The following is a 17,803-nucleotide window of genomic DNA, read 5'->3' as shown; positions in this document are numbered from 1 at the left end:
CTCGCGCGTTTATTGCGTCGTGGCGGTGAGCGTCTCGCAGCAGCGAGCGACGATCTCCATCAGCGCCCGCTGTCCGGTCGCCGGACGAAAGTAGAAGTGATCGCCCGCGACGAGGCGCCGCTCGAAGCCGCCGCCCGCATGCTTTTCCCAGGCGTCGAGCTCGGCCGCCGACACGACCGGATCGCCGTCGCCGCCCACGGCCGTCAGCGGGCAAGGGAGGGGCGGACGCTCGGTCCAGCCATAAGTCTCGTTGATGGAGAGATCGGCCTGCAGCGCGCGGCCGATCATCTCGACATAATCGCTCTGCTCGAGCAGAGCGACCGGAATATTGCCGTGCAGCTTCGCGACGCGGAACACGACATCGCGCGGCGGAAGATGCGATACGCGCTCCGCTCGTGAGAGCAGATGCGGCGCGACGCGGCCCGAGGCCAGGAAATGCAGGCGCTCCGGCGCCGCGCGTCCCTCGGCGAGCAGGCGATGGACGATCTCATAGGCGAGCAGAGCGCCGAAGCTGTGCCCGAAAATCAGCAGCGGCCGATCGGCCAGCGCCGCGACCGCCTCGGCGAGCGGCGTCGCGAGCGCGTCCAGCCTGCGCGCGGGCTCCTCGCGCAGCCGCTGCTCACGTCCCGGAAGCGAGGCGGCGTAGAGATTGGCGCGGCCGCGCAGCGGCGCGATCCAGGGCCAAAATCCCGTCATGCCGCCGCCCGCGGGCGGAAAGCAGATCATCGTCACTAAAGAGTGATCGTCTGCGGACATACGCTTCAGCCAATCGAGCGAGGCAGGGTTCGGCTCGTTCATGCGGCGCCGCGCGCGATCGCGATGTGTCGCAGCGCACACCACGCTTCAGCGGCGCCTGCTATGGAAGTAGATATCGAAGAAGTCCGGATAGATTCCGAGAGGTCGATCAATGAAACCACCTGCGCATTCGATTGTAAGCGCAATATTTCGCATCGCAGCGCGACGCCGGCGCGCTTGGCTACCTTTGCTTTTTACGCTACAGTCCAAAGGGATGCAACGCCATCCATCCGTCGCGGACAGCGCCGGGACCGCGCCACTCGCCGGCTGTTACGGTTAACGACCGCATGAACGGCCGATAGGTCGCATGGTCTACTTGCCGTTTTGCGCGCGGATGCGCGACGAGATTATTTTGCATCGAATGACGCTGAGCTTTTTTGTCCAAACTATCTCTAGGAACGAGTAGAATGAACGGATCGACGCATGTCGACTTCGAGCACACCGGCCCCGGACTCCCGGCGGGCGAATTGCTGCGGCGCTATTGGCAGCCCGCCTTCGTCTCCGAAGAGCTTCCGGTGGCGCATCCCAAGCCTCTGAAAATTCTGGGCGAGGAGCTCACCCTCTATCGGGGAGAGGACAAGGTGGCGCGCATCATCGACGGACGCTGCCCGCATCGCGGGCTCGTGATGTCGGTCGGCAAGGTGGAAGGCGACAGCATACGTTGCCGCTATCACGGCTGGAAGATCGACCCGACCGGCCAATGCGTCGAGCAGCCCTTCGAGCCCAAGAGCTTCGCCGCCAAGGTGCGCGTGCGCAGCTATCCGGTCGAAGAATATTTCGGCCTGATCTGGGTCTATCTCGGCCCCGCGCCGACGCCGCCGCTGCCGCGTTGGCCCTCGCTGGAGCAATGCGGCTATTTTCACGTCGTCGAATTGCGCAAGTGGAACTATTTCCACGATCTCGAGAACACGGTCGACGATGTGCACCAGCGCTGGGTGCACGCCGAGGGCATTTATCAGGACGCCGCCAACGCCGGGCAGATTCCCGCGGCGACGGCGCTCGAGACCGAATTCGGCCTGATGCAATACACCTCCTTTCCCAACGGCTATCTGCGCAAGCTCGCGCTCTTCATGCCGAACATGCTCTATTTCACCTCCGGCGCCGGCATGCTGCGCGGATTCAAGAGCTTCTTGTGGAATGTGCCGGTCGACGACGTCAGCCACAAAATGTTCTTTCTCCTCGTCGCGGCGCATTTGTCGCCGGAGGACGGCCGCGACGTCGCCGATGGAGTGCGCTCGGGCATGCGCTATGTCGCCTCGTCCCTGCCGCCCGTCGAGCAGGTCATCCAATCCGTGCTCTCCGGCGAGAAGCGCTGGGAAGACATAGAATCGCGACCGGATCTTCTGCTCATCGAGGACGGAATCGTTCTGGTCGGCCAAGGCATTATTCCGGATCGCTCGAAGAACCGGCTCGGCGCCTCCGACGCGGCAATCATTTTGCTGAGGAAGCTCTATACGCGGGAAATGTCTCGAATCGAGAAGGGAGAGCAGCCGTCGGCCTTTCCCGGACCCGACGAGCGGCTGCTCGCGCAGATCGATGAATTTCAGGCCGAGCCCGCGTGAGCGGGAATTCGAAAAAGCGGGAGTCGGCTTTTCGAAGTCCCGCGTTTTCAAATGACTCTGAGCAGCAATTTTGCGCGCGCGCAAATTCGAGGAGAGCGCATGCCCACGGTGAGGGACATATTGGATCGGGCCACCCAGATGATCGACACGCACAGAGACAAGGCGAGCTCTGTGGGCGCCCGCTACAAATTCGTGCTGAAGGGCGAAGGCGCCTGCACTTTCGTGCTCAATCTCACAGCGGATGATCCCGGCGTGCGCGAAGGGGAGAGCGAGGCCGATTGCACGATCCGCGTCGCCGCCGCCGATTTCGTCCGCATGGCCGAGGGAGATGTGGACAGCCGCGATCTGTTCTTCGCCGGAAAGCTGAAGGTCGATGGCGATATGGGGCTCGCGTTGAAGCTGAAGAAGATGATCGCTTCGGCGTGAGATGAGGGGCGAGCAGGCTTCGTCGGCCCGGGGGCGACGGGCGAAGCCGCTATGACGAGCAAGGTTCGACACTGCGTCCACGCCGCGGCTGCGGCGTGATCGGACGCGTGCGCGTTGGGGGCGACGAAATGGGCGCGACGAATTCATTGAGCGAAGTCGAGGAGCTGGCGACAGAGCGGCTGCGGCGTCACGCCGTCGAGCATCCGGACCGGCTGGCGGCGGCATTTCTCGACGACGATCTCGAGATCCGCCAATCCTGGAGCTTCGGCGAGCTCGATCGCCGCGCGCGCTTCATGGCGGCCTTTCTCCAAAAGCACGCCGCGCCCGGCGAGCGCGTGGTGCTGGCCTTTCCGACCTGCCTCGATTTTCTCGCGGCCTTCTATGGATGTCTCCTCGCCGGCATGCCGGCCGTGCCGGCCTCCCTGCCGCTCGCGCATGGCAAGGATCGGCGGCTCGAGCTCATCGTCTCCGACAGCGGCGCCAAGCTCGTCCTCACCACCGCCAAGCATGTCGAGCTGCTGCAACGCCGCCTCGCCGAGGGCGAAGCGGCGGCGACGCCGATCATCGCCGTCGACGGGCTCGCCGATGAGAGCGACGTCTGGCGCGACGTCCCGCGCGCCGCCGGCGATCTGGCCTTCCTTCAATACACATCCGGCTCGACGCGCTCGCCGGCCGGCGTGATGGTCGGCCATGGCAATGTGGCGGCCAATCTGATGGCGCTGCATGACGGGTTCGGCTCCACGCCGGAGTCGGTCTTCGTCAGCTGGCTGCCTCTGTTCCACGATATGGGGCTCATCGCCGGCGCGCTGGCCCCGACATGGGCCGGATGTCCCGTCTATCTCATGAGCCCGGCGAGCTTCGTGCAGAGCCCATTGCGCTGGCCGCGCGCCATCTCGCGCTATCGCGGCACGATCGGCGGCGGCCCCAATTTCGCCTATCAGGCCTGCGTCGAGGCGGCCCGCGCGCATGGAGTCGCGGGGCTCGACCTCTCCTCCTGGATGATCGCCTGGAATGGCGCGGAGCCGGTTCGCGCCTCGACGATCGATGATTTCGCAAAGACTTTCGCGCCCGCCGGCTTCCGTGCGGAGGCGCTGACGCCGGCCTTCGGCCTCGCGGAGGCGACGCTGCTCGTCACCGGCAAGCGCGGTCCCGTCCGGCCGCTCGTTCGCGCGGTCGACGAGTCCGCGCTGCGCCGTGACAGCGTCGCCTTCTGCGACGCCGAGGATGCGCGCGGCAAGCCGCTGGTGAGCTCCGGCGAGCCGGCGCTCGGCGTCGATGTCCGCATCGTCGATCCGGACTCCTTCGTCGAGGCGTCGGCTTCGCAGGTCGGCGAGATATGGGTGGGCGGCGGCAGCGTCGGCCAAGGCTATTGGAACAAGCCGGAGGAATCGGCGGCGACATTCGGCGCGCGCACGGCGGCGGGCGAAGGCCCCTTCATGCGCACGGGCGATCTCGGCTTTCTGAGCGAGGGCCGGCTCTTCGTCACCGGGCGGCGCAAGGATCTGATCGTCATTCGTGGCGTCAATTATTATCCGCAGGATCTCGAGCAGACGATCGAGGCGAGCCATCCGGCCTTGCAGCCGGCCTCCTGCGCCGTCTTCGGCGTCGAGGAGGGCGACGCGGTGCGCCTCGTCGCCGTGCAGGAGCTGCGCCGCAGCGCCTGGCGCTCCGTCGATGCCGCGGAGGTGTTCATGGCCATGCGGCGCGAGGCGGCCCGCGAGCATCAGCTCGCGCTGCACCGCATCGTGCTGCTCAAATCCTTCGGCCTACCCAAGACGTCGAGCGGCAAGGTCCAGCGCGCGGCCTGCCGCGCCGCGCTCGAGGACGGAACGCTCGCGGCGCTGCACGAGTGGCGCTCGACCATGCAGGTCGCGCCCATCGACTTCACCGGCGAGCCGCTCACCCAGCCGGGCGTGCTGGAGCGCCAGCTCGTCGACTGGCTGCAACGCGAATGCGGCGTCGAGAACATCAGCTGGAAGACGCCATTGATGGATCTCGGCATCGACTCTCTGAAAGGCGTCGAGCTCGGCAATGCGCTCTCCGCCGCCTTCCAGCATTCCTTCCCGGTGACGCTGATGATCGAGCATCCGACAGTGGAGGCGCTCGCGCGGCTCATTCGCGAGGAGGCGCTGGGGATGAAGCCCGCCGAGCCGGAGCCGGAGCCTCCGCCGCCCATCGCCTGGGAAGGCGCCTCGCTCGAGCAGGAGATCGACATGCTCGACGACGCCGCTCTGGATGCGCTGCTCGAGGGCAGCATTGACGCGGTTCTCAAAATGGATAGACGCTCGTGAGCGAGGCCGACTTCAAGAAAAAGGCGCTCCTCGCCATCGAAACTCTGCGCGCCCGCGTGCGCGAGCTCGAGGACGCCCGCGCCGAACCCATCGCCATCATCGGCTACGCCGCTCGTCTGCCCGGCGCGCGCGACGCCGAGGCCTTCTGGCGCCTGCTGAGCGAAGGGCGGGACGGCATCGCTCCCATTCCCGCCGACCGCTGGGACGCCGACGCCTTCTATGATCCCGATCCCGACGCCGCCGGCAAGGTGACGACTCGTCGCGCCGGCTTCGCCGACGACGTCGCCAATTTCGACGCGCAATTTTTCGGCGTGTCGCCGCGCGAGGCGGAATTTCTGGATCCGCAACATCGCCTGATGCTGGAGACGAGCTGGCACGCGATCGAGCATGCGGGCATAGCTCCCGCCGATCTCGAGGGCAGCCGCACCGGCATGTTCGTCGGCCTCAGCACGCATGACTATCTGACGCTGCTGTCCGGCAAGCTGGGCTATGCGGTCATCGAGGCCTATTTCGGCACCGGCACCTCGCCCGCCGCCTGCGCCGGGCGCGTGAGCTTCCGTTTCGGCTTCGAGGGGCCGGCCGTCACAATCGACACGGCCTGCAGCTCCTCGCTGGTCACGCTGCACGAGGCCGCGCAGGCGCTGCGCGCCGGCGAATGCGAGCTCGCCCTCGCGGGCGGCGTGAACGTCATCTACAATGTCGGCACGATGATCAACTTCTCCCGCGCGCGCATGCTCGCGCCGGACGGGAAGTGCAAGACCTTCGACGCCGCCGCCGACGGCTATGTGCGCGGCGAGGGTTGCGGAATCCTCGTGCTGAAGCGCCTCTCCGACGCTTTGCGCGACGGCGACAACATTCGCGCGCTGATCCGCGGCAGCGCCGTCAATCAGGACGGGGCCTCGGGCGGCCTCACCGTCCCCAATGGCCGCGCGCAGCAGCGCGTCATTCGCGAGGCGATGAAGCAGGCCAATCTCGTCGCCGGCGAGATCGATTTTCTCGAGGCGCATGGCACGGGCACCTCGCTCGGCGACCCCATAGAGGCGCAGGCCGCGGCCGCCGCGCTCGGCGCAGGCCGCCCGACGGACAGGCCGCTGCTGATCGGCTCGGCCAAGACCAATATCGGCCATCTCGAGGCCGCGGCCGGCGTCGCCGGCGTGCTGAAAGTGGTCCTCTCGCTCGAGCATGAGCTGCTGCCCAAGCATCTCAACTTCCGCACGCCCTCGCCGCATATTCCGTGGAAGCAGCTGCCGCTGAAGGTGATCTCGGAGCCGCGCGAATGGCCGCGTTCCGAGCGGGCGCGGCGCGCCGGCGTCAGCTCCTTCGGCTTTTCCGGCACCAACGCCCATGTGATTCTCGAGGAGGCGCCCGCGCCTGCCGCTCCGCAGCAGGAGACCGCGCGCATCCCCGAGCGTCCCTGGCGCCTGCTGCCGCTTTCGGCGCGCAACGCTGCGGCGCTGAAGGCGCTGGCGCAGGCCTATGCCGAGCGCATCGAGGCGCTGCCTTCGGTCGCGGCCTTCGCGGATATCTGCTATACGGCGGGCGTCGGCCGCTCGCATCTCGAGCATCGCGCGGCGATCGTGGCGGAAGATCCGGCGAGCGCGGCGCGGCTGCTCACGGCGCTCGCCGAAGAGCGTCCGTCGCCGGGCGTTCACATGGGCGTCTCGGCCGATCCGCCGAAGACCGCATGGCTCTTCACCGGCCAAGGCAGCCAATATTCCGGGATGGGCCGCGAGCTCTATGAGACGCAGCCGATCTTCCGCGACACGCTGGACGAATGCGCGGCGGCGATCAGAGACATTCTGCCGCGTCCGCTGCTCGAAGTGATGTTCGCCGAGGACGGCGCCATCAACCACACCTCTTACGCGCAGCCGGCGCTGTTCGCGCTCGAAATGGGCCTCGCGCGTCTGTGGCGCAGCTGGGGCGTCTCGCCGGATGTGGTGGTCGGCCACAGCGTCGGCCAATATGCGGCGGCCTGCGTCGCCGGCGCGTTTTCGCTGGAGCAGGGCGCGCGTCTCCTCGCCGAGCGCGGACGTCTGTTCGGCGCTCTGCCGCCGGGCGGCTCCATGGCGGCGATCTTCGCCGAGGCGACCGCCGTCGAGGCGCGTCTTTCCGCCTATCCGCATGTTTCGGTCGCCGCTTATAATGGCGCGCATATCGTCATCAGCGGCCCGCAGGCGGATGTTCTGGCGGTGGCCGAGCAATTCCGCGGCGAAGGCAAACGCGCCGAGGCGCTCGAGACCTCGCATGCTTTCCACTCGGAATTGCTGGAGCCGGCGCTCGACGCTTTCGAAGCTTTCGCCGAGAAAATTCCCTTCGAGAATTTGACGCGCACGCTCGTCTGCAATCGCACCGGCAAGGCGCTCGGCGCGCAGACGCGGCTCGACGCGCAATATTGGCGGCGCCACTCGCGCCAGCCCGTGCAATTCGCACAGAGCGTGCAGACTCTGGCGAGCCTCGGCTGCCGCGCCGTGCTGGAGATCGGCCCGCAGCCGGTGCTCGCGGCGATGGCGCTGCGCGCCTGGCCGGAGGCGACTCCGGCGCCGCAGCCCGTCGCCTCGCTGCGCCGAGATTCTTCCGACGCGCGGCAGATAGAGGAGGCTTTGGGCCAGCTCTATGTCGCCGGCGCGCGCATCGATTTCAAAGCCGTCGAGGCGCCGTGGAAGCGCAACAAGATCGATCTTCCGCTCTATCCGTTCCAGCGCAAGCGCTTCTGGTTCAAGCAGACGCGCGCGCCGGCGCAGGACAAGAAGAGCGCCGACTCGCAAATCCTGCAAATGATCGAGGATGGCCAGCTCGAGGAGCTCGGCGGCCGGCTGCGCCTTGCCGACGACAAAGGCGCGACGCAGCGCGTTCTGCAGGCGCTCTACGATCATTATCAGCGCGAGCGCTTTTCGCAGAACACTGCCGAAAATCTCTATGAGCTCGCCTGGAGCAAGCGCGCCGGCCGCGATTTCGCGCCCCAGGCGAACGCGCATTCCTGGCTCGTCGCCGCTTGCAGCGAAGCGTCGGCGCGTCCACTCATGGACGAGCTGACGAACGCCGGCCATGCCGCGCGCTTCGTCGATCTCGCCGCCGCCGCGGATTTCCCGCGTCTCGTCGCCGCCGCTCTGCCGACGCGCGTCGCCATTCTCACCGCGATCGATGCGCCCGAGGGCTTCGGCGAAACGTCGCTGAAGCGCTTCGAGCAAATGGTGATGGCCGGCGCTTGCGGCCTCTCGCAGGCTCTCGCGGCGTCCGGCGCCAAGACGCCCGTCTTCCTCGTCACGAGCGGCGCGCAGCCGGTCGCCGAGAGTGACGCTATCGATCCGACGCAGGGCTGCGCCTTCGGCTTCGGCAAGGTGCTGGCGCTCGAGCATCCGGATCTCTGGGGCGGCCTCGTCGATCTTCCCGCTGCCGAAGCGTCGGCCGCCGACTGGCGCGCCTGCGCGAATATTCTGCGCGCGGAGACGCGCGAGAACGAGGACCAATTCGCCATTCGCGGCGGACAGACCTTCATCGTGCGCCTGCGCCGCCGGACGATCGCGGCGGCGCGGCCGCTCGATATCGGGACGGAAAAAACCTATCTCGTGACCGGCGGCCTCGGCGCGCTGGGATTGGAGGCGGCCGCCTATCTCGCAGGGCAGGGCGCGCGTCACATCGCGCTCACCAGCCGGCGCACGCCAGACGATCGCGCGCATCAGCGCCTCGAGGCGCTGCGCGAGCGCTATGAGGGCTGCGAGCTGCGCGTCATTCCGGGAGACGTCTCCTCAGAGGCGGATGTCGCGCGCATTCTGGAGCGCATCGGCGAAACCATGCCGCCGCTCGCCGGCGTCATTCACGCCGCCGGCGAGATCGACGCGACGCGCCTCACGGCGCTCGAGCAAAAGCACATAGAGAAAGTCTTCGCCGGCAAGGTCTGGGGCGCCTATCGGCTGACGCGCGCGCTCGAAGGCGCGTCGCTCGACTTTTTCATCTCCTTCTCCTCCATCGCCTCTGTGTGGGGCAGCTTCGGCCAGACGGCCTATGCCGCCGCCAATGGCTTTCTCGACTCGCTCGCCGCCTGGCAGCGCCGCCAGGGAATGCCGGGCGCCAGCGTGAATTTCGGCCCCTGGTCCGCCGGCATGGCGGATGAGGCGGCGCGCGAGCAATTGGCCAAGCGCGGCGTGCTCGAGCTCTCCTCCGAGCTGGCGCTGAACGGCATGAAGGCGGTGCTCGAATCCGCCGATGGCCGCGGCGTCGTGGCGCGCGTCGACTGGGCGCGCTTCCTGCCCGTGTTCCAGCTGCAAGCGCGGCGCGCCTTCATGAAGGAGCTGGAGAAGGAGACGCCCGAGGGCGAGGAGCAGATCATCGGCGGCGGCGCGCTGGCGCAGCGCCTGCTGCTGGCGCCGGCCGAGGGCCGCAAGCGCATGCTGCTCGACCATATGCGGCAGGTGCTGGCCGAGGTGGTGCGCCTCGACCCGGCGCAGATTCGCGAGGAGGCCGGCTTCTTCGATCTCGGCATGGATTCGCTGATGGCGATCGAGCTGCGCAAGCGTCTCGAGAAGGACCTCGGCGAGACGCTGCCGGCGACGATGGCAATCGACCATCCGCGGCTGACCGACGCGGCCGATTTCCTGCTCTCGCGCATCGGATTGCAGAATGAGGCGCAGGCGGAGGCCGCGCCCATCGTCCAGACTTTGCGCGCCGACGAGCCGATCGCCATCGTCGGCCTCGCCTGCCGCCTGCCCGGCGCCGGCGGCGCGGACGCCTATTGGGATCTGCTTTCGCATGGCGTCGACGCCATCCGAGAGGCCCCGTCCGAGCGTTTCGACATAGACGAGCTCTATGATCCCGATCCCGAAGCGGCCGGCAAGGTCTATACGCGCAACGGCGGCTATATGGAGGGGGTCGATCTCTTCGACTCCGAGCTGTTCGGCGTGTCGCCGCGCGAAGCTCTGTGGATGGAGCCGCAGCAGCGCCTCGTGCTGGAGACCGCATGGGAAGCGCTCGAGGACGCAGGGCTCGGGCCGGCGGGGCTGTCGCGCAGCCGAACCGGCGTCTTCGTCGGCGTCGGCGCCAATGAATATTCGCATCTCCTCGCCGGCTCGCCGGAGGAGATTCAGGCCTATTTCATCACCGGCAATGCGCTCAACGTGATCGCCGGCCGCGTCGCCTTCTCGCTCGGGCTCGAAGGTCCGGCGATGGCGATCGACACCGCCTGCTCTTCGTCTCTCGTCGCGCTGCACGAGGGCGCCCAGGCCCTGCGCGCGGGCGAATGCGACATGTCGCTCGCCGCGGGCGTCAATGTGCTGCTCAGCCCAGCGACGATGATCGCCGCCTGCCGCGCGCGCATGCTCTCGCCGGACGGCCGCTGCAAGACCTTCGACGCCTCGGCGGACGGCTATGCGCGCGGCGAAGGCGTCGGCGTGCTGGTGCTGAAACGCTTGTCGGACGCGCAGCGCGACGGCGACCGCATCCGCGCCGTGCTGCGCGGCAGCGCCGTCAATCAGGACGGCGCCTCCAGCGGCCTCACCGTTCCGAACGGCCGCGCGCAGCAGCGCGTCATTCGCGCGGCGCTGGACCAGGCCGGCCTCGCCCCGGCGGATGTCGATTATATCGAAGCCCATGGCACCGGCACCTCGCTCGGCGACCCCATAGAGGCGCAGGCCGCCGCGGCGGCGCTCGGCGCCGGACGGCCGGCCGATCGGCCTTTGCTCATCGGCTCCGCCAAGACGAATATCGGCCATTTGGAAGCCGCGGCGGGCGTCGCCGGCGTCATCAAAGTGGTGCTGTCGCTAGAACATGGGCTGCTGCCCAAGCATCTGCATTTCAAGACGCCTTCGCCGCATATTCCGTGGAAGGAGCTGCCGCTGAAAATCGTCTCGGAGGCGCGCCCCTGGCCGCGCTCCGATCGCAAGCGACGCGCCGGCGTCAGCTCTTTCGGCTTCTCGGGCACCAACGCCCATGTGATCCTCGAGGAAGCGCCGGCTCCCGTCGTCGCGCCGGCCGGCGAGAACGCCGCTCCGGCCGAGCGACTTTGGCATTTGCTGCCACTCTCGGCGCGCAGCGCTCCGGCGCTGCAGGCGCTGGCGCAGGCCTATGTTGCGCGCGTCGAGGCGCTGCCCTCGGTCGCCGCCTTCGCCGATGTCTGCCACACGGCCGGCGTGGCGCGCTCCCATCTCGAGCACAGGGCGGCAATCGTCGCGCAGGATGGCGCCGACGCCGCGCGGCTGCTGGCGGCGCTCGCCGAGGGGCGTCCCGCGCCGGGACTTCACTCGGGCGTTTCGGCGGACCCGCCGAAGACCGCCTGGTTGTTCACGGGGCAGGGCAGTCAATATTCCGGGATGGGCCGCGAGCTCTATGAGACGCAGCCGCTCTTCAAAGAGACGCTGGATCAATGCGCGGCGGCCATCGGCGATATTCTGCCGCGCCCGCTGCTGGAGGTGATGTTCGGCGAGGACGGCGCGATCAATCACACCTCTTACGCGCAGCCGGCCTTGTTCGCGCTGGAGATGGGCCTCGCACGCCTGTGGCGCAGCTGGGGAATGACTCCCGACGTCGTGCTCGGCCATAGCGTCGGCCAATATGCGGCCGCCTGCGTCGCCGGCGCCTTTTCGCTGGAGCAGGGCGCACGTCTGCTCGCCGAGCGCGGACGTCTGTTCGGCGATCTGCCGGCCGGCGGCTCGATGGCGGCGGTCTTCGCCGAGGCCGGCGTCGTCGAGGCGCGGCTCTCGTCCTATCCGCGCGTTTCCGTGGCCGCCTATAATGGCGCGAATATCGTCATCAGTGGCCCGCAGGCGGATGTGCGAGCGCTGGTCGAGGCCTTCCGCGGGGAAGGCCGCCGCACGGAAGAGCTGGAGACCTCGCACGCCTTCCATTCCGAGCTGCTGGAGCCGGCGCTCGACGCTTTCGAGGCCTTCGCCGGAGAAACGCCTTTCGAGACGCTGACGCATACGCTCATCTGCAATCGCACCGGCCGGGCGCTGGACGCGCAGACGCGATTGGACGCGCAATATTGGCGTCGTCATTCGCGCCAGCCGGTGCAATTCGCGCAGAGTGTGCAGACGCTCGCCGATCTGGGCTGCCGCGTGCTGGTGGAGATCGGCCCGCAGCCGGTGCTCGCGGCCATGTCGCTGCGCGCCTGGCCCGAGGGCCGGCAGGCGCCGCAAGCGGTCGCCTCGCTGCGCCGGGATTCCTCCGACGCGCGGCAGATAGAGGAGGCCTTGGGCCAGCTCTATGTCGCGGGCGCGCGGCCGGATTTCGCGGCGATCGACGCGCCGTGGAAGCGCAGCAAGGTCGACATTCCGAAATATCCGTTCCAGCGCAAGAAATATTGGCCGCGCGCCATTGTCGCGCGGGGCGGCGGCGCAGCGGGCGCCGGCGCGCTGCTCGGCTCGCTCTGCGATCTCCCCTCGGGCGATACGCTCTATGCGACCTGCTTCAGCGTGAAGCATCTGCCCTGGCTCGAGGACCATGTCATCTATGGCGCCATGGTCGTGCCCGGCGCCACCTACGCCTCCATGGCGCTCGCCGCCGTCGGCGCGCCGGCGCAGCTGCGCGAGGTGTTCTTCTACGAGCCGATCGTCTTCACCGGCGAGGAGCAGCGCGATGTGCAATTGACGCTGCGCGCCAGCGAGGAAGCCTCGCCGAGCCTGCGCAAATTCGAGGTGCACAGCCGCCCGCGCAACGATCGCGACGCGAGCTGGTCGCTCAACGCCTCCGGCAGCGTGGAGCTCGAGACCGCAGTCACCGACGAAGCGCCCGAGGCCATCGACACGATCATCGGCAGGCTGTCGCCCATGCCGCCGCAGCGGCTCTTCGACGGTTTCGCGGAAAATGAGCTGCGCTGGGGGCCGAACTGGTCCGGCTCGCTGCGCGCGCTCTGGGCGGAAGGCCCCGAGGCGGTGGGCGAGCTGCAGGCCGGCGAGGAGCTTTCCGAGCATATTTCGAGCGAGCCCATCCATCCGGTGCTGCTCGATCTCTGCACCGGCGTCGCCGGCGCCGTTCTGCTCGCCGCGGCTCCCGAGGCCACGGCGGACGACGGCAGCCTGTTCCTGCCGCTGCGCTATGAGCGCGTCACTCTGCGCGAGAAAATGCCGCGCCGCTTCTACTGCCATGCGCACTGGCGCGCCGACGCCGATGAGCGCTCCGAGACACAGGCTTTCGATCTCGTCTTCGTCGATGGTGAGGGACGCTATCTCGGCGGCATAGACGATTTCGTCGTCAAGCGCGCGCCCCGCCAAGCGCTGCTGCGCGGCCTCGGCGTCGACGCCGGCCGATTGCTGCATCTCTTGAGCTGGCGTGAGCGGCCGCTCGTCGTGGCGCCGGCGGCCGAGGCGGCGCCGTCCGAAGTCGCGCTCGTCGTCGCGGCGCCCGATCATCCGAGGCTGCCGGCTCTGCGCGCGGCGATCGCCGAGCGTGGACGCCGCATCGTCACGGTCGCCCCGGCCGCGGCCTATGAGCGGCGGGACGACGGCTTCACGCTCGATCCGCGCGACGCCGAACATTGGCGCAAGGCCTTTCTCGCGCTCGCCGAAGCGGGCGAGAGCGCCTTCGCCCTCGTCTTTCTGGCGACCGGCAACGCCGGCCCCATCGAGGCCGGGCCGAGCGATGCGCTCATCGCCCGCCTCACCAATGATCTCGACGGGATCATCGGCGCGACGCGCTATCTCGTCGGCAAGGGCGCGACGCCGCCGGCGCGGGGCCTGTGGCTCGTCACCGAGCGCGCCGTCGCCGCCGATCCGAGCGAGAATGTCGATCCGGCGCAATCGGCGATCTGGGGCCTCGGCCGCACCATTCTCGCCGAGCAATCCGACGCCCATTGCGCGCTGATCGACACGGATGGAAGCGCCGAGGCTCTGCAATCCCTCGCCGATGCGCTGCTCTCCGGCGCGCCGGAGCCCGAGCTCGCGCTGCGCCGGAAAAAATGCATGGCTCCGCGGCTGATGCCCTGGGCGCGCAGCGGATTGCTCGCGGCGCCGACGCAGGATTATCGCCTGCAGCCGAGCGAGCGCGGCGCGATCGACAATCTGCGCCTCGCGCCGGAGAGCTTCGCGCCGCCGGGGCCGGGACATGTCCAGCTGCGTCCGCTCGCGGGCGGCTTGAACTTCCGCGACGTTCTGAACGTCCTCGGCCTCTATCCCGGCGATCCGGGCGAGATCGGCGGCGAGCTGGCCGGCGTGGTGACGGCGGTGGGCGAGGGCGTCGAGGGTTTTGCGGTCGGCGATCACGTGTTCGGCTTTGCGCCGGGCGGCGCTTTCGCCACGGCGGTGAACACGCCCTATCCCTTCCTCGCGCATCAGCCGGCGGGCGTCGGCGCGGCGGAGGCGGCGACGCTGCCGGCGGCCATGCTGACCGTCATGCTCGGCTATGAATGGGCGTTGCCGAAAAAGGGCGAGCGCGTGCTGATCCATGCGGCCTCCGGCGGCGTCGGCCTCGCGGCCGTGCAGCTCGCGCAAAAGGCGGGGGCGATCGTCTACGCCACGGCGAGCGCGCCCAAGCAGCAGACGCTGCGCGATCTAGGCGTCGAACATATCTACGACTCGCGCACGCTCGATTTCGCCGACCAGATATTGGCGGACACAGGCGGCGCCGGCGTCGATATCGTGCTGAACAGCCTGACCAGCGAAGGCTTCGTCGCCGCCACTGTGCGCGCCACGGCGCAGGGCGGCCGCTTCATCGAGATCGCCAAGCGCGACATTTGGACGCCCGAGGCGATGGCCGCGGCCCGGCCCGACATCGCCTATCACATATTGGCGCTGGACGATGTGATGCGGGACGATCTTCCACGCATCGAGCGAATGCTGGATAAGCTCGCCGAGGATCTCGGCCGCGGCGAATTGCAAACACTGCCTTTCATGGCCTATCCGATCACCGAGGCGAAAACGGCCTTCCGCTGCATGCAGCAGGCCCGTCATATCGGCAAGATCGTGCTCACCGTGCCGGAGGCGCCCAAGCCCCGCCGCGACAGAAGCTATCTCGTCACCGGCGGCCTCGGCGCGCTCGGCCTGCGCATGGCGGAATTTCTGGCGCAGCAGGGCGCCGGACGTCTCGTGCTCACGAGCCGCCGGCCGCCGGACGACAGCGCGAAAGAGACGATCGCGGCGATCGCGGCGCAATATGATTGCCGGGTCGACGCCATCACGGCCGATGTCGGCGACGAGGCGAGCCTTCGCGCTCTGCTCGAGGGCGTGCGGCGCGACGGACCGCCGCTCGGCGGCGTCTTCCATCTGGCCGGCGTGCTGGACGATGCGCTCATTCCGCAGCAGACGCCGGAAAAAGTGCTGAAGACCCTCGCGCCGAAAGCGCTCGGCGCCTGGCTCCTGCATCTTTTGACGCTCGACGACGCGCCGGAGCTCTTCGTGATGTTCTCCTCGGCGTCGGCCGTTCTCGGCTCGCCCGGGCAGGCGAATTACGCGGCGGCCAACGCTTTCCTCGACGGCCTCGCGGCGCATCGTCATGCGCTGGGCCTGCCGGCGGCGAGCGTGAATTACGGGCCTTGGGCCGAGGCCGGCATGGCGGCGAGCGAGGCCGCGCGCGTCAATCTCGGAAGGCAAGGGCTGACGCCTTTGAAGCCGGCGATGGCGCTCTCGGCCTTGGCGGAGATGATCCGTCATGGCGCGGCGCAGGCCATCGTCATCGGCGCCCAATGGCAGCGCATCGCCAAGCTGATGGGACCGACCCGCCCGCCCATGCTGGAGCATGTGCTGCCCAAGGCCGCCGCGGCGCAGGCCTTCGACGGCGCCTTTTTGAAGCAGCTCGAAAAAGTGCCGGAGGCGCAGCGCGCGGACTTCCTGACCGAGCATCTGCAAGGGCAATTGCAGCATATTCTCGGTCTCGCGCAGCCGCCCGCGCCGGACAGCCGCTTCCTCGAGCTGGGGATGGATTCGCTGATGGCCGTGGAGCTGCGCAATCGCCTGCTCGGGCAATTCGGCGCCTCGGTCTCCATTCCCTCGACTGTCGTCTTCGACCATCCGACCGTCCGCGCGCTGGCCGAATATCTCGCCAGCCAGACGGCGGAAGGCGGCGCGGTCGAGGCGACCACGACTGATTCGGAAGCTCGAACAGATACGCCCGCAAAATCGGAAAAGGAGCTTGCGGCGCCGCCGTCATGAGCGGCCCCACGCCTCGCATGGCCCACAGCGGCACAGCGCGACAGCGAAGGAGCTTTTATGAGCAATTTTCTGAGCTTGCAGGCAATCGCCGAGACTAGCTTTCCTTGACAGAGCGTGTCTCGAAAGCTAGTACCGTTAACAGGCCGTTAATTCGGCCGCTCCGAGCTTTACGCTCGTGTCATATTTGTAATTCGCGCTCCGAAGGGCGGCTGGCACGGATGAAAATACATGCGTGCATGATCATCGGCCTGACGGCGGTCGGCGCGATACTCGCGCCCGCCCGCGCCGAGACTTTGCCATCGGCTCTGGCGAGCGCCTATGCCTATAATCCCGATCTCAACCAGCAACGCGCCGGCGTGCGCGTGCATGACGAGAGCGTCGCCAAAGCCTGGAGCGGCCTGCGGCCCAACGCCTCGGTGATCGCCGGCCTCGGCGCCATGCGGACCGAATTGCTGGTGCCGACGATTCGGCTGCCCTTCATGCATGAGCGCATCTATCTGCATAATGACCATGACGGCAATCCGCAGGCGGTGACCGTCAATGTCTCGCAGACGCTTTTCGACGGCGGCCGCACGCTCAACAATGTGAAGAAAGCCGAATCCACCGTTCTCTCGGCGCGCGCCAATCTGCGGCTGATCGAGCAGGCGGTCCTTCAGAACGCCGCGACCGCTTATATGGATGTGCTGCGCGACACGGCGATCTTGTCGCTGCGTCAGAACAATATTCGCGTGCTGGAGCTGCAGCTCGCCAACACGCGGGAGAGCGCGGCCGCCGGCTATCTGACCGAGACCGACGTCGCCCAGGCGGAAGCGGCTTTGTCGCAGGCGCGCTCCGATCTCTATGGCGCGCAAGCGCGGCTGAAGAGGAGCGCGGCCAGCTATCATCGCATCGTCGGCGAGGAGCCCAAGCGGCTTCAGCCCGCGGGCTCGGTGGAAAAGCTGCTGCCGCGCAGCGTCGAGGACGCCGTCGTCATCGCCACGGGCGGTCACCCCGGCGTGGAGGCGGCGCATCATCAGGTCGATGCGGCGCAATTCGCCGTCCATGCCGCGGAAGCGGATCTTCTTCCATCCGCCTCGGTGAGCGGCCAGCTCTCGCAGCAGAACGACTTCTTCCTGGGCCTGCCCGGATGGCGGCAATTCAGCTACGGCGTCAATGTGAACTTCCGCGTTCCGCTCTATCAGGGCGGCGCGGATTTCGCCTCGGTGCGCCAAGCGAAGGAGCAGGTGGGCCAGGCCCGCTTCGGCGTCGACATGCAGATGGGCGACGCACGCGCCAATGTCGTCGGCAGCTACGCCTCGCTGGAGGCCGCCAAGCTGCAGATGAAATCCGACCACGCCACGGTGAAGGCGGCGGAACTGGCGCTCAACGGCGTGCGCGAGGAGGCGAAGGTCGGCCTGCGCACGACGCTCGACGTTCTCAACGCGCAGCAGAGCCTGCTTCATGCGCGGGTGAATGTCGTCGTCTCACAGCATGACGTCGTCGTCGCCTCCTATGCGGCGCTGGCCTCGATCGGCAGGCTGAACCGGGCGGCGTTGAATTTGGACGTCGAGCATTACGACGCCGAGGAGCACTTCGAGAAAGTGCGCGGCAAGTTCTTCGGCGTGGATACGCCCTGAAGGACCTGCCGAGATTGTCCTGCCAAGGGCCGGCGCCTCAA

At 67.9% G+C, this 17,803-nt stretch carries 6 protein-coding genes; 5 read left to right on the top strand and 1 reads right to left on the bottom strand.

Going from position 1 to position 17,803, the window contains the following annotated elements; all coding sequences use genetic code 11:
• Nucleotides 1-9: 9 nt before the first annotated feature.
• A complete protein-coding gene (locus EDE12_RS16030) occupies nt 10-798 on the bottom strand; it encodes an alpha/beta fold hydrolase (RefSeq protein WP_051592324.1) in 789 nt (262 codons plus the stop codon).
• A gap of 404 nt (nt 799-1,202) precedes the next feature.
• On the opposite strand from EDE12_RS16030, the gene EDE12_RS16025 reads away from it, so the two are divergent.
• The 5 genes from EDE12_RS16025 to EDE12_RS16005 all read left to right on the top strand — a co-directional run bounded on the left by EDE12_RS16025 (nt 1,203) and on the right by EDE12_RS16005 (nt 17,762).
• Complete coding sequence (locus tag EDE12_RS16025) at nt 1,203-2,357, top strand: Rieske 2Fe-2S domain-containing protein (RefSeq protein ID WP_024882188.1); 1,155 nt, start codon at nt 1,203-1,205, stop codon at nt 2,355-2,357.
• Between the two features lie 99 nt (nt 2,358-2,456).
• The gene (locus EDE12_RS16020; protein WP_166671868.1) at nt 2,457-2,783 is read left to right on the top strand and encodes an SCP2 sterol-binding domain-containing protein; all 327 of its coding nucleotides are present in this window, start codon (nt 2,457-2,459) and stop codon (nt 2,781-2,783) included.
• Nucleotides 2,784-2,911: 128 nt separating this feature from the next.
• Nucleotides 2,912-5,074, top strand: coding sequence for an AMP-binding protein (locus EDE12_RS16015; protein ID WP_051592326.1), 2,163 nt, complete (start codon nt 2,912-2,914; stop codon nt 5,072-5,074).
• Nucleotides 5,071-16,146 (top strand): type I polyketide synthase, encoded by an 11,076-nt coding sequence (locus EDE12_RS16010; protein WP_245511940.1) that lies wholly within the window; start codon nt 5,071-5,073, stop codon nt 16,144-16,146. The genes EDE12_RS16015 and EDE12_RS16010 overlap by 4 nt, the downstream gene beginning before the upstream one ends.
• Before the next feature lie 218 nt (nt 16,147-16,364).
• Entirely contained in the window at nt 16,365-17,762 is a 1,398-nt protein-coding gene (locus EDE12_RS16005) for a TolC family outer membrane protein (protein ID WP_026597771.1), read from the top strand.
• Nucleotides 17,763-17,803 lie beyond the last annotated feature (41 nt).

This window comes from Methylosinus sp. sav-2, from assembly GCF_004366495.1.
GTDB lineage: Bacteria > Pseudomonadota > Alphaproteobacteria > Rhizobiales > Beijerinckiaceae > Methylosinus.
The sequence above is the reverse complement of the archived record's forward strand: the minus strand, read 5'-3'. Positions and strand labels throughout refer to the sequence as shown.